The sequence below is a fragment of the Chlorobium sp. genome, from assembly GCF_021740465.1.
Taxonomy (GTDB): domain Bacteria; phylum Bacteroidota; class Chlorobiia; order Chlorobiales; family Chlorobiaceae; genus Chlorobium.
The window spans coordinates 61,361-74,976 of record NZ_JAIOZR010000002.1; the positions used below are offsets into that span (position 1 = coordinate 61,361).

The 13,616-nt window shown below is 54.5% G+C and carries 11 protein-coding genes; 5 read left to right on the forward strand and 6 right to left on the reverse strand.

All coding sequences use genetic code 11. The annotated features are described in order from the left end of the window. The gene (secF, locus tag K9G39_RS01360; RefSeq protein ID WP_292003126.1) at window positions 1-936 is read left to right on the forward strand and encodes a protein translocase subunit SecF; all 936 of its coding nucleotides are present in this window, start codon (window positions 1-3) and stop codon (window positions 934-936) included. Between the two features lie 37 nt (window positions 937-973). Then, window positions 974-2,296 (forward strand): peptidylprolyl isomerase, encoded by a 1,323-nt coding sequence (locus K9G39_RS01365; protein WP_292003127.1) that lies wholly within the window; start codon window positions 974-976, stop codon window positions 2,294-2,296. Here K9G39_RS01365 and gyrB read toward each other — a convergent pair. The 3 genes from gyrB to K9G39_RS01380 all read right to left on the reverse strand — a co-directional run bounded on the left by gyrB (window position 2,285) and on the right by K9G39_RS01380 (window position 5,662). Further along, a complete protein-coding gene (gene gyrB, locus K9G39_RS01370; protein ID WP_292003128.1) occupies window positions 2,285-4,216 on the reverse strand; it encodes a DNA topoisomerase (ATP-hydrolyzing) subunit B in 1,932 nt (643 codons plus the stop codon). The genes K9G39_RS01365 and gyrB overlap by 12 nt on opposite strands. An 87-nt stretch (window positions 4,217-4,303) precedes the next feature. After that, window positions 4,304-4,693, reverse strand: a complete 390-nt coding sequence (locus K9G39_RS01375; RefSeq protein ID WP_292003129.1) for a YraN family protein — start codon at window positions 4,691-4,693, stop codon at window positions 4,304-4,306. A 12-nt stretch (window positions 4,694-4,705) separates the two neighbouring features. Continuing rightward, window positions 4,706-5,662: a ribonuclease HII gene (locus K9G39_RS01380; RefSeq protein WP_363319350.1), complete on the reverse strand. Its 957-nt coding sequence runs from the start codon at window positions 5,660-5,662 to the stop codon at window positions 4,706-4,708. Between the two features lie 34 nt (window positions 5,663-5,696). On the opposite strand from K9G39_RS01380, the gene K9G39_RS01385 reads away from it, so the two are divergent. The 3 genes from K9G39_RS01385 (at window position 5,697) to K9G39_RS01395 (ending at window position 10,107) form a co-directional block, all read left to right on the forward strand. Then, entirely contained in the window at window positions 5,697-7,397 is a 1,701-nt protein-coding gene (locus tag K9G39_RS01385) for an Rne/Rng family ribonuclease (RefSeq protein ID WP_292003131.1), read from the forward strand. Between the two features lie 15 nt (window positions 7,398-7,412). Continuing rightward, window positions 7,413-8,276: a 2,3,4,5-tetrahydropyridine-2,6-dicarboxylate N-succinyltransferase gene (locus K9G39_RS01390; protein WP_292003132.1), complete on the forward strand. Its 864-nt coding sequence runs from the start codon at window positions 7,413-7,415 to the stop codon at window positions 8,274-8,276. A gap of 133 nt (window positions 8,277-8,409) precedes the next feature. Beyond that, a complete protein-coding gene (locus tag K9G39_RS01395; RefSeq protein WP_292003133.1) occupies window positions 8,410-10,107 on the forward strand; it encodes a S41 family peptidase in 1,698 nt (565 codons plus the stop codon). Here the strand turns inward: K9G39_RS01395 and K9G39_RS01400 are convergent. From K9G39_RS01400 to K9G39_RS01410, 3 genes are read right to left on the reverse strand one after another with little or no spacing between them, the layout of a single operon-like run. After that, window positions 10,087-10,800, reverse strand: coding sequence for a DUF3593 domain-containing protein (locus K9G39_RS01400; protein ID WP_292003134.1), 714 nt, complete (start codon window positions 10,798-10,800; stop codon window positions 10,087-10,089). The genes K9G39_RS01395 and K9G39_RS01400 overlap by 21 nt on opposite strands. Window positions 10,801-10,850: 50 nt before the next feature. Further along, on the reverse strand, window positions 10,851-11,993 hold the full coding sequence (locus K9G39_RS01405) for a geranylgeranyl diphosphate reductase (RefSeq protein WP_292003135.1): 1,143 nt from the start codon (window positions 11,991-11,993) through the stop codon (window positions 10,851-10,853). A 44-nt stretch (window positions 11,994-12,037) separates the two neighbouring features. Next, entirely contained in the window at window positions 12,038-13,507 is a 1,470-nt protein-coding gene (locus K9G39_RS01410; protein WP_292003136.1) for a glycine--tRNA ligase, read from the reverse strand. Window positions 13,508-13,616 lie beyond the last annotated feature (109 nt).

Genomic DNA, 13,616 nt, shown 5'->3' on the forward strand with positions numbered 1-13,616 from the left:
ATGAGGATTTTTCATAACACCAGCTTTAATTTTATCAGGCACCGTAAAATTGCCTACGGTCTTTCCATTGTTATTCTGCTCTCAGGGCTGGTTTCCCTTGCTTTCAGGGGACTGAACTACGGCATAGACTTCAGGGGCGGTTCCGAGGTGGTGATCCGCTTCGATAAAAACGTGGAGGTCGGCAGTGTGCGAGCCGCCCTCAAGGAGGCCGGGGTTTCCGGAACGCTGAAGCAGTACGGCATCGATCGTTCGTTTCTTCTCAGTACGGTGTTCAGCGGCCAGACCAACGAGCTGAAATCACTGGTCTCCAATGCCTTCAACGCGCGGTTTCCGCAAAACCGCCACGAAATCGTGCGCATCGATTCCGTCGGACCGAGCATTGCTTCCGACCTTAAATGGTCGGCACTCAAGGCTCTCATCGGCGCTCTTGTTGCCATTCTGCTCTATGTCGGTATCCGGTTCGAAATAAAATTTGCCGCCGCCGGTGTTGTCGCCATTTTTCACGATGTGCTTACCGTGCTCGGTCTGTTCAGCATTCTCGGGGGACTTTTCGCATTCATGCCGCTTGAAATGGACCAGAGCATCATTGCGGCATTTCTCACGGTTGCCGGTTATTCCATTACCGATACCGTTGTGGTCTACGACCGCATCAGGGAGCGGATAAGGGGCAAGAAGCCATCGGAATACGAAGCGATATTCAATGAGAGCATGAACCAGACACTCAACCGCACCATCATTACCTCAGGTACTACACTTATCACGGTGCTTATTCTTTTCATTTTTGCGGGTCCGGCAATCAGGGGATTCGCTTTTGCCGTTTTCACAGGAATTCTTATCGGAACCTACTCGTCCATTTTTGTTGCAGCCCCCATCGTGTATGACTGGCTGAAGGCGACAAAGTCGGCGGTGAGACTCAGAGGCGGCACTGCCGCGTAGGAGTCTGAGGGTAACCAACAATATCAAGCAAGGAGTTATGAGCATGAAGAAAGTTATGACAGCAGTTTATGCCCTATGTCTTCTCTGTCTGACGGCACATGTCGGGAGTGCCGGAACGCAGACTGTGGACCGGGTTGTGGCAGTGATCGGAAACGAGGTCATTCTCCGTTCGGAGCTCGATGAACGGGTGATGACGACCGGGTTGCAGTATCCCGAACTGAAATCCGACAAAAACCTTCCGGAGAAGGTACTGAATTCACTGATCGACCAGAAGGTCATTCTTGCCAAGGCGAAGATCGACAGTACCGGCATCGATGAGGCTGCGCTTGACGGGCTTGTAGCCGAGAGGATGAACGTGCTCGCTTCCCGTTTCTCTTCAAGGGAGGAGATGGAGTCCCGTTTCGGCAAGAGTATGCTGCTTATCCGAAAAGAGCTTCGCCAGGAGGTGAAAAATCAGCAGCTTGTCGAAACCCTTCGCAGAAAGAAGATGAGTGGCGTTTCCGTCAGCCATGAAGAGACCATGGCATTCTTTGAGGCAAATAAAAGCCGCCTTCCGGTTATTGCCGAAGGAGTTTCGGTATCGCAGATTCTCAGGTATCCCGGTATTACGCCTGAAAATCGTGCGGATGCAAGGGCAATGATCGAAAAAGTGCAGGCGGAACTCAAGAGCGGCGCCGATTTCGTGGAGCTTGCAAAAAAATATTCACAGGACAAGGTTTCAGCGCCGCTAGGAGGGGATCTCGGCTATGTACAGAAAGGGGAACTGATCAAGAGCTTTGAGGATGCGGCCTTCGCGCTCAAGGAAGGCAGGATTTCCGATATCGTTGAAACCCGCTACGGGTTTCATATCATACAGCTGCTCGACAAGGAGGCCAACAGCCTGCATGTGCGACATATCCTCATCGGTTTCGATCGCTCGAAGGGCGATGATGAGGGAACCATAGCGATGCTTCGTACCATCAAGGCAGAGGTACTTGCCGGCAAGGCATCATTTGCCGATATGGCCGTTAAATATTCCGAGGATCCGGTTTCAGCAAAAAACGGAGGAACCGTGCTTTCGTCCTCCTCCTCGAAGAGCGTTTTCCCGCTTTCTTCTCTTCGTTCGCCACTCAAGGAGATTATCGGAAGACTTAAAAAGAACGGCGAGATCTGCGACCCGGTGAAAATCGATTCTCCCCAGGGGGGTTCGTTCTATGCGATATTCAGGCTGAACGAAAAAATACCGGCCCACCAGCTCGATCCCCGGCAGGATTATGCCATGCTTGAAGAGTTTGCCCTTGACAACAAGAGGCAGCGTGTTTACGAAGCCTGGCTGCAGCAACTTCGCAAGGAGGTGACCGTCAGGAAATCAGACGTCTAGGCGTCGGACATACCGTGCATTTTTTTCGATAAAATCCCTACGGGGTTCAACCTTATCACCCATAAGCGTGGAAAATACCAGGTCGGCTTCCATGGCGTTTTCCACGCTTACCTGCAGCAGGGAGCGATGGGCCGGATCCATTGTTGTGCTCCACAACTGTTCAGGGTTCATTTCGCCGAGACCCTTGTAGCGCTGAATGTGCACCGTCGCTTTCCCTTTCTGCATCTTCTTCATCGACTCGATAATGGTGTTTCGTTCATCATCGTCCCAGGCGTACTGCTGATCCTTGCCTGATTTAACCAGATAGAGCGGCGGTTGTGCGATGAATACCTTTCCGGCTTCTATGAGGGAACGCATGTACCGGAAGAAAAATGTCAGGAGCAGGGTTCTGATATGCGCGCCGTCGACGTCGGCATCGGTCATGATGATGATTTTCCCGTAGCGGAGCTTTTCAGGCGAGAACTCCTCTTCGCCGAAGCTGGTCCCGAGCGCAAGGATTATGGTTTTGATCTCCTCGTTTTCCAGCATCTTGTGCAGTCGGGCTTTTTCGACATTGAGGATTTTGCCCTTGAGGGGGAGGATGGCCTGGAAACTTCGATCCCGGCCCTGTTTGGCGCTGCCTCCCGCCGAATCGCCCTCAACGATATAGAGTTCGCAATGCTCCGGATCGTTGATCGAGCAGTCGGCAAGTTTGCCCGGCAGGCCTGAACTTTCAAGCACCGATTTCCGGCGGGTCAGTTCCTTGGCCTTTCTGGCCGCTTCCCTCGACATGGCTGCACCTTTTACCTTTTCGATAATCAGTTTGAGCACATTGGGGTTGCTTTCGATAAATTCGGCAAGCTGCTCGTTGACGATGCTCTCGACGATGCTCTGTGTTTCTGAGTTTCCGAGTTTTGTCTTGGTCTGGCCTTCAAATTGCGGTTCGGCAACCTTTACGGAGATCACCGCCGTGAGGCCCTCCTTGAAATCGTCACCGGTCAGAGTGATTTTCAGGTTTTTCAGAAGGTCGTTTTTTTGCGCATAGGCATTCAGAGTGCGGGTAAGCGCCTTGCGGAAGCCGGTTACATGCGTGCCGCCTTCATGCGTATTGATATTGTTGACATAGCTGAAAACGTTTTCCTGATAGGAGTCGTTGTACTGCAGGGCCAGTTCGACGATGGTGGATTCGCGTTCGCCGTAGATATAGACCGGCTCCTTGAGCAGCTTGATGCGGCTCTGGTCGGTAAACTGGACAAATTCCTTGAGTCCGCCTTCATAATGGAATATCTCCTCGTTTCCCTCGCTGTCCTGTACGGTAATGCTGAGTGTTTTGTTCAGGAAAGCCAGTTCGCGCATGCGGTCGATGATGATATCCTTGCGGAACTCGGTAGCCTTGAAAATCAGATGATCGGGCTTGAAGGTGGTTTTCGTGCCGCGCTGGTCCGACGGTCCGATATCCCTGACGTCACCCTGGGGCACACCGCGCTCATAACGCTGGAAATAAGCCCGGCCGTCGCGGTACACCTCGACCTCGCACCACTCCGAAAGCGCGTTCACTACCGATGCTCCGACTCCGTGCAGACCGCCCGATACCTTGTAGGCTCCTTTATCGAACTTGCCGCCTGCCCCGATGAGGGTCATAACGAGTTCGAGAGCCGATTTCTTTTTTTCAGGGTGCATGTCCACGGGAATGCCCCTTCCCCGGTCAATAACGGTGACCGAACCGTCCGGGTTCAATGCTACGAAGATATAGTCGTTATAGCCACCGAGGGTCTCGTCAATGGAGTTGTCAACAATCTCGTAAACAAGATGGTGCAGTCCTCTGCTGTGGACATCACCGATATACATGGCAGGCCTCAGGCGCACATGCTCGATGCCGTCGAGGACCTGGATATTGGTTGCTGCGTAGGAAGATGGGGTCTGGGTACCGGTTTCAAGCATAGTATCTCGTAAAGTGACTGAGTGAACAAAATAAACCACAAGATAACAAAATTAGCGGATTAGCGCTATCGGCGCATTCCTCAGGCCTCACCGGATTTCATCCCAGAACGCGTCAGTGAAATGCTCGATGGTGTACGTCGCGATGCGGTCGCCCACCATGCTGTCGGCAAGAATTGCAATCACATCGAATCTGCAATCGGGTTCATGGTTTTCAAGGGTGAGCAGGTAGGCTTTGGCCGCTTTGATGATCTCCTTCTGTTTCTGCGGGGTGACCGATTCGACCGGATGCCCCTTTTCGAGGGATCCCCTGGTTTTCACCTCGATAAAACAGAGCGTGCGGCCGTCGAGGGCGATAAGGTCGATCTCGTTGCGGCGGTACCGGAAATTGCGCACGACAATACGGTATCCTTTTGCGGCAAGATACCCTGCAGCGAGCTGTTCCCCCTGCCGGCCGAGCGAATGCGGGTCGTGATCCATGGTTGCCCTCCTCTACTTTTCCCCGAGCTGTTTGAGTTTGAAGCTTTTACGGTGAATAGGGCTTCTGCCGTATCTGGCTATCGCCCGGATGTGCTCTCCTGTCGGGTATCCGAAATGACGTTCGAAACCGTACTGGGGATACTGCCGGCCGTACTCCCGCATGAGGGAGTCCCTGCAGGTTTTTGCGATTATCGAGGCGGCGGCGATCGAAAATACCTTCGAGTCGCCTTTCACGATGGTTTCATAGTGTACCGGCAGAAGCGGCCTGAAGCGATTGCCGTCGACAAGCAGCAGTTCCGGAGGCTCGGGCAGCGCCGTTACGGCGTTGTTCATGGCCAGCATGGTTGCCTGAAAGATGTTCATCCGGTCGATTGAGTCATGCTCGACAGTAGCAACCGCCCAGCAGAGGGCGGCTTCCTTTATGGCAGGGGCAAGTTCTTCACGGAGTGCCGGTGAGAGTTTTTTTGAATCGTCGATTGCTGCAAGCCTGCTGTTTTCCGGACTGAACCAGCGGGGGAATACCACTGCCGCGGCTACGACAGGTCCGGCAAGCGGCCCCCTGCCGGCTTCATCTATGCCGCAGACGAGTGATGTATCTTTCCATACCGGATATTCGTAATCGGTATTCATGAGGTACGTTTTTGCCAGGTATTCGTTATTATCCTGTAATATAGCCGAATCTCCGGTAACAATGCGGGAGGCGGCATCCTTTCCATTCGGCTGTCGGGCATGTTGCTGTTTCCTGTTATAATTTCTTATCTTGACCGTTAGCCTGCCCTTCCGTCTCCGAACTCCTGATTGCATCAATCGCCTTTTGTTATCGATAGGGAACGGAAATACGATCCGGAACCTTTGCCCGCAGCGGGAGTGTTGTGACAGGGATCCGGCTTCCGTAAGGCAATGAATATGACTGCAGTCTTCAGACCGTGTGGCTGTATGAAAAGGAACATTATAAAAAAGGGGCGACATCCCCGGTTACTACCATATATAAAAGAGTTTTCAGATGAAGAAGAGTATGAACAAACAGCTCCTCATGAACAAGATCGGCGATGAAATACAGGTCGCGCTTGTCGAAGAGGGTCGTCTTGCAGAGTTGACGATCGAGCGTCCCGAAAGCCGTCGGAGTATCGGCGATATCTATCTCGGGCGAGTGCACAAGGTCGTTGAAGGCCTGAAGGCCGCATTTGTCGATATCGGTCAGAAATCCGACGGCTTTCTGCATTTTTCCGATGTCGGCACTACAAGTGAGGATTATCGCGCACTGATTGAAGATGACGACGACGATGAAGCCGGAGCGGGAGACGAAGGCGAAGGAGAGGGCGGCGAAACGGCCGAAAGTGCCGCTGCTCCGGAACCCGCTGCCGCAGCTCAGCCGGTAAGGCCCCAGCAGCGCAATGGAGGAAGGAAAGTGCAGGCAACCGAAGAGGAAAAGGCTGAAAAACGGCAGTCCTATACCCAGATGATCGCCGGCAAGCTCAAGCCCAACGACTCGATTCTTGTTCAGGTTATCAAGGAGCCTATCAGCAGCAAAGGCTCCCGCCTCACCTCCGATATTACCATCGCCGGTCGCTTTATGGTGCTCCTGCCGTTCGGCGGCGGCCAGGTTGCCGTTTCGCGCAGGGTTGTCGTCCGAAAGGAGCGGGCCCGGCTGAAAAAGCTTGTGCGCTCCATGCTTCCCGAAGGTTTCGGGGCTATCATCCGTACCGTTGCCGAGCATCAGGAAGAGTCGCTTCTCAAGCAGGATCTGGAGAAGCTGCTCGCCAAATGGGTGCAGATCGAGGAAAAACTCAAGGACGCCGCACCGCCACAGCTGATTTTCAAGGAGGATACCATTATCTCCAGCGTGCTGCGCGACTCGCTTACCTCCGACGTGACCGAGATCGTCGCGAACTCCCCCGTCATCTACAAGGAGACCCTCAACTATATCCAGTGGGCGGCTCCAGAAATGGAAAAGAATGTCTCCCTCTACCAGGGCAAATTGCCACTTTTTGAGGGCTACAACATAGCCAAGGACGTCGAATCCATCTTTTCACGTAAAGTATGGCTGAAATCGGGAGGCTACATCATCATCGAGCATACCGAAGCCATGGTTGTGGTCGATGTCAACAGCGGGCGATATGCCGCCAAGCGCGAGCAGGAGGAGAACTCCCTGAAAACCAACCTCGAAGCGGCGCGCGAGATTGTCCGCCAGCTCAGGCTGCGTGACATAGGCGGTATTATCGTGGTAGACTTCATCGACATGCTCGATCCAAAAAACTCCAAAAAGGTTTACGATGCCATGAAGACGGAGCTTCGCAACGACCGGGCGAAGTCGAATATCCTGCCGATGTCCGATTTCGGCATCATGCAGATCACCCGGGAGCGTATCCGCCCGAGCCTCATGCAGCGCATGGGAGACCAGTGTCCCGCTTGCGGCGGAACCGGGGTTGTGCAGGCACGCTTCACCACCATCAACCAGGTAGAACGGTGGCTGCGCAAATACGCACTGCAGCAGTCCATGAAGTTCCAGCAGCTTGACCTCTATGTAAGCCCGACCGTTGCCGAACCGCTGAAGAACACCGAGATGAAAACCGAACTGAAGTGGTTTCTCCAGCACATGGTTTTTGTTCGGGTCAAGCAGGATGAAAGTCTGCGCAGCGACGATTTCCGGTTTTACAGCCGAAAGAACAATAAAGATATCACCGCCGAATACGGCGATCTCTAACTTACCCACTTTACCATGTCATCATACGAATCGTTGAAACAGGAGATACTCACGCTTTCAGCCACCGCTGCCGCAGAACTTTCCGCAAACCCCGATGCACGGAGAATTTTCGGAGAGTTCAAGCGTCTGCTCAATAGCGGTGCCGTCAGGGCGGCCGAAAAAAAAGACGGAGCGTGGGTAGTGAACGCGTGGGTCAAACAGGGGATCCTGCTTGGCATGCGTCTCGGCAGGCTGAGCGAAGCGACGGTCGCTCCCGATGGCAATCTCGGAGGATTTTCCTTTATCGACAAGGATACCTGGCCGCTGAAAACGATTACCCTCGAGCATAATGTGCGTATCGTACCGGGCGGCTCGTCCGTTCGTGATGGCGCCTATCTGGCTCCATCGGTAGTGATGATGCCTCCTGCATACGTCAATGTCGGTGCCTATGTCGATGCCGGAACCATGATCGATTCCCACGCTCTTGTCGGCAGCTGTGCACAGGTCGGCAAAAACGTGCATCTCTCTGCCGGCGTTCAGGTTGGCGGCGTGCTCGAACCGATTGGAGCCATTCCGGTCATCATCGAGGATGATGTCATGGTGGGAGGCAACTGCGGCATCTACGAAGGCACCATCGTGCAGGATCGTGCCGTTATCGGTACCGGAGTTATCCTGAACGGATCGACCCCCGTTTACGATCTCGTCAATGGAACCATCCATCGCAGAAGCGCTGAAGCTCCTCTGATTATCCCCGCTGGGGCGGTCGTTGTGGCAGGATCGAGAAAGATCAGGGGCGACTTTGCCGCAGAGCATGGCCTTTCTCTCTATACGCCGGTTATCGTAAAATACCGCGACGAGAGGACCGACAGCGCTACGGCGCTCGAACAGGCATTGAGGTAGCGGGAGTCCACTTGCGGAAGCAAAGTACAGGCCTTTTCAGTCGGGGAGTGCCGGGGTTCCTTCATGAGGAAGCGGTGCCCGAAGGCAGCGGGGAGCCGAAGGGGAAAAGGTCGATCAATAAAGATAACGGCTCATGAAAACTCCATCACGCGCCAAACGTGCAGCCGCAGCTCTGACGGCGACACTCCTTTTCAGCTTCATTCCTGACGCTCCCCTTTGTGGGGCTTCCCGGGTAGAGCCGGATAGCGAGTTCCGGGAAATAGCAAAGGGCATAGACCTTTTCGGCGACATCTACCGTGAGCTTTCGGTGAACTATGTCGAGCCGCTCGACGTCAGTTCGCTGATGTATGCCGCAATCGACGGCATGCTGGCGGCTCTGGATCCCTACACGGTTTTTCTCGATGAGAGTCAGTCCGAGGAGCTTGGCGAACTCACCAGCGGCCAGTATACCGGCATCGGTATCAGCATGGCACGGTTCGGCGAAAAAATCTATGTGACATCGGTGCTCGACGGCTATCCCGCAGGGAAAGCCGGCATCAGGACCGGCGACCGGATAGAGATGATCAACAGCCGTCCGGTTCGGGGGAAAACCCTCGATGAGATCAGGGAGATGATCAAGGGCACCACAGGAACCCGCCTTACCATGAAGATCGAGCGGGAAGGCGGGCACTCGCCGGGAGTCATTTCCCTTTCCAGAGAGGAAGTTCGTGTCAGTACGGTCTCCTATTCCGGTATTATCGGCAGAACCGGTTATATCGAGCTCAGCAGTTTTACGAGCCACTCGACCGAAGACATCCGTGAGGCGGTCGAAAAACTGCTGCGTAAGGCCTCAGCTGACAGGCAGCCGATGAACGGTCTTGTTTTCGATCTGCGAGGCAATCCCGGAGGCCTGCTCGCCTCGGCGGTAGAAATCTCCTCGCTGTTCGTGGAGAACGGAAGTACCGTTGTCACCATACGGGGCAGAGCTTCCGAATCCGAAAAAATCTATAAGACAGAGCATTTTCCTCTTGCCGCAGGGCTTCCGCTCGCAGTGCTTATAAACAGGGAAAGCGCTTCCGCTTCCGAAATCGTATCGGGAGCCATACAGGACCTCGACCGCGGCATTGTGCTTGGAGAGCGTTCCTACGGAAAGGGGTTGGTACAGTCGGTGGTCAGGCTGCCCTACGACAATACCCTGAAGCTGACTACGGCAAAATATTATACGCCTTCAGGCCGCCTGATCCAGAAACCCCGCAGCGAGAGCTCTTCGGTACGCGACGTTCTGAAGAAAAACCACTATCCCGAGTCGCTGCCGGTCTATTATACCACAGGAAAACGCAAGGTCTACGGGGGAGGGGGCATTGCGCCGGATGTCACGGTGCAGGGCGTGGAGCGCTCGGAATACGAGCAGGAACTTCGCAGCAAAGGCCTGATTTTTCTTTTTGCCTCCCGCTATCGCGCGACGCACCCCGAGGCTCCCGAAAAGTCGCTCGAACAAGCTTCTCTCATGGAGGCTTTTGCCGGGTTTCTCCTGGAGGAGAAGTTTTCGTTCACCTCGGCTCCCGAGCGAAGGCTCATGGAGCTTGAAGAGAGCATAAAGGCCGAACAGGCGGGAAACAGCGGCAATGTCACCAAAAGCCTCGAAGGGCTGAAGCTCGAGCTTGCAGAGCTGAAGAGGAAAAAGATAGAGGGGGAATCGAAACGGATAGCCCGGCTGCTCGAACTTGAAATCATGCGCCACTACAACGAAACCGCATCGCGCAAGGCCGAACTCGCGGACGATCCCGTTTTGCAGAAAGCTCTCGCCCTGCTTTCCGATACGAAAGCATATTTACGAATGCTCAGGCACTGAGCGGGTTTTCATCTGCGCTTCATACCATCTGGTCTGCTGGTGAATGCCGAGCACGATCATGAGGTTGCTGACGGTGAGCAGGCTCTCGGCCGAGCCGTGCAGCAGGTCGTCATGTGAAAGCGACTGAAATCCCCGCACCTCTGTGGCAAGGTACATGAAGAACACGGTGACGCATATAAACACGAGAACGAACCAGAACCCGGCTACCGTCAGCCCTGAAAATACCGAAGGGTCTTTCCTTCTAACCATGATCATCGAAACGAGAAAAGAGATGTATACCACACTTGAAATCTGCAGAATGGCGTCGAAAACGTCGTCTCCCATGTAGGACTGTGGTTTGCCGGCAATCATGACAGTGCCCAGACAGCCCACGAAGCCTGCCGCCTGAGAGTGTCCGGCACGTTTGAGTATTCGCAGTGTAGCCCAGAGTAGAGAGATGCTGCCCAGCAGGTTGATGGTTTCCGAAAGATCGAGCAGCAGGGGGATGCTGTCTGTGGTGATGTGGTAGGTCAGTACGAAAAAGCTCCCGAACCAGTGCGGCAGCATCGACAGCCCGAAAAATCGGATATCCGTGCGGCCTGTGATCTTTCCGTAGCGATACATCATAAGGGCTGCCACACCCCATTCCAGTGAGGATGAAAGATGGATGAACCAGTTCGGCAGCGAGAGCAGCCCAAGCCAGGCAAGACTCATAAGCGTGATCGGTTAACGACGGTGATGACAGAGGCGGCTTTCCCTGTAGGTCAGCTTCCCTTGATCAGGTGATAGATGTTTTTCGAAAAGATTTTCATCTGCGTCGACCAGGGTGCAGGCACCATTTTTTTATAGAGATAGGAGTCGAAAGTGATCTGCTGCACATCATCATCTGCGCATATGGCTACAAAGCTCTCCCTCAGCCGGTCATTTCGGTAGTAGACCGCCTGCAGCACCTCCAGACCGAAAAAGATCGGGGCATAGAGCCTGCGGAATCCCGTCTCGTAGTTCGAGAGTGGAGCGCCCTGTTTGATGTGTTCGATCATGGCCTCCGCTCCGAGCTTTCCGGAGCGCATGGCAAAGAATATTCCTTCCCCGTTTGCCGGTGTGACAAGCCCTGCGGCATCCCCAACGAGAATAGCTTTTTCCCCTGAAAACGATTTGCGGGGCTTCATGGGTATTTTTGCTGCCTCGTCAAGATATGGCTGGTCGGCGATTCCTATCTTTTCGACAAACCGCCTCTGCAGCGCCTTGATGTTGTGCCGGTTATCCTCCGTTCCGGTGCCGATGGCCAGGTGGTCGGCTTTGGGAAAAATCCATCCGTAGAAATCGGGAGAAACCTCCCCGTCGAACCAGATCTCCACGATATCTCTGAACTGCTCGATGGAGGGTGTGTATCTGAAGCGCTGCTGCATGGCGATCACCTTGAGCTCGTTGGGCGGAAAGCCCAGATCTCCGGCGGTTTTCGAGTTCGCCCCGTCAGCACCGATGATATAGCGGGCCTCCAGAGGCTCCGCCTTGTCGTTGAGGGATGATATGAGAAATCCGTCTCCCGATTGGCTGATGGATTTCATCAGGGCCTCGACGATGGTGACTCCGGCCCGTACGGCTTCGGCGCGCAGGTAGCTGTCGAACTTTTCCCGCCGAACCATGCCGACATAGCCGTTCGGCATATTCATTTCGATGACCCGCCCTTTCGGAGAGCGGGCACGCATATGGGAGAGTTTTTTTTCCACCAGTTCGGCGGGAATGGCGAACTCCTCGATAAGTCCCAGCGGGATAGCCCCGCCGCAGGGTTTCACATTCTCCAGGTTCCGTTCGAAGAGAACCGTCGAAATTCCGGCCTTGGCCAGCTCGGCGGCGGCAACGGCGCCTGAGGGGCCACCTCCTATGACAGCGACATCGTAACGCATGATTACGGAACAGGATTGGTTGACAGGTTACGGGAAAGAGCTTTTCACATGAGTTTTTCGGCAAGAAACTGCTTCACGCTGGCCATTGCGATCCGTTCCTGGGCCGCGCTGTCGCGATAGCGCACGGTTACGGTCTGGTCTTCAAGAGTCTGATGGTCGACGGTGAAGCAGAACGGAGTGCCGATCTCGTCCTGGCGGCGGTAGCGCTTGCCGATGGATGAGGCGTCGTCATACTGCACAAGGAACGAGCCCGAGAGCTCGCTGCGGAGCTGTTCGGCTTTTTCGCCCATCTCCCCTTTCTTCATGAGCGGCAGCACCGCAGCCTTTACCGGTGCCACCTTCGGCGACAGCTTGAGCATGACGCGCTGTTCACCGTCTACGACATCCTCGTTGTAGGCATCCGAGAGCAGTGCGAGGAAGAGACGGTCACATCCGGCGGAAGTTTCAACCACATAAGGGAGGTAGCGCTCGCCGGTGACCTGGTCGATATACTCCATGTTCTTGCCCGAATACTGCTGGTGCTGGCTCAGGTCGAAATCGGTGCGCGAATGGATTCCCTCGATCTCCTCGATGCCGAAGGGGAACTCGAACTTGATATCGTAGGCAAGGTCTGCGTAGTGGGCGAGCTTGTCGTGCTTGTACCAGTGCAGCTTACCGGGGCTGATGCCGAGCTCGCTGACGTACCATGCGAAACGCATCTCCCTCCATGCCTCGAACGCTTCGATCTGTGTACCGGGTTTGACGAAATACTGCATCTCCATCTGCTCGAACTCCACCATTCGGAAAATGAAGTTTCCCTTCACGATCTCGTTTCGGAAGGCCTTGCCGATCTGCGCGATGCCGAACGGCACCTTCATGCGCGACGATTCGCGAACATTGTGGAAGTTCACGAAAATGCCCTGTGCGGTCTCGGGGCGCAGGTAGACGATGCCAGACGTGTCGGCTATGGCACCCATTCCGCACTGGAACATCAGGTTGAACTGGCGTACTTCGGTCCAGTCGCCCGAGCCGGTATCCGGCGCCTTGATCGCCTCGCCGAGAATCAGTTCGTAAAGCGCCCTGTTCGCATCCGGAGCAGCGGCAACAGCTTCGTAGGAGGCCTGTACCCTTTCGGCCTGTTCCGTTTTGCCGTCGCGGCGCAGTTTTTCGATATGGTTCTCGATCAGGTGGTCCGCCCTGTAACGCCTCTTGGTGGTGCGGTCGTCGATCATGGGGTCGTTGAAACTCGCCACATGGCCCGAAGCTTCCCACACGGTGGGATTCATCATGATCGATGCGTCTATGCCGACGATGTTTACGTGGCGGCGGGTCATCGCATTCCACCACAGATCCTTGATGTTTTTCTTCATCTCGCTGCCGAGCGGGCCGTAATCGAAGCAGGAGGAGAGTCCTCCGTAGATTTCAGACGACGGAAAAATAAACCCGCGGCGTTTGGCCAGCGAAACCAGTTTGTGCATGACTTTATCGGGAGCCAAGCCAATGTTCTGCACCCGTTTCTCTTCGGAATTGCTCATCGTTCGTTCGAAAAGTTTAAAAAAACGCCGGTATGCCTGTTCAACAGGATAAAACATTGAATATAAGAAACCAAGGGGTATAAATAAGCGGGAACCCGGCCCACCCATC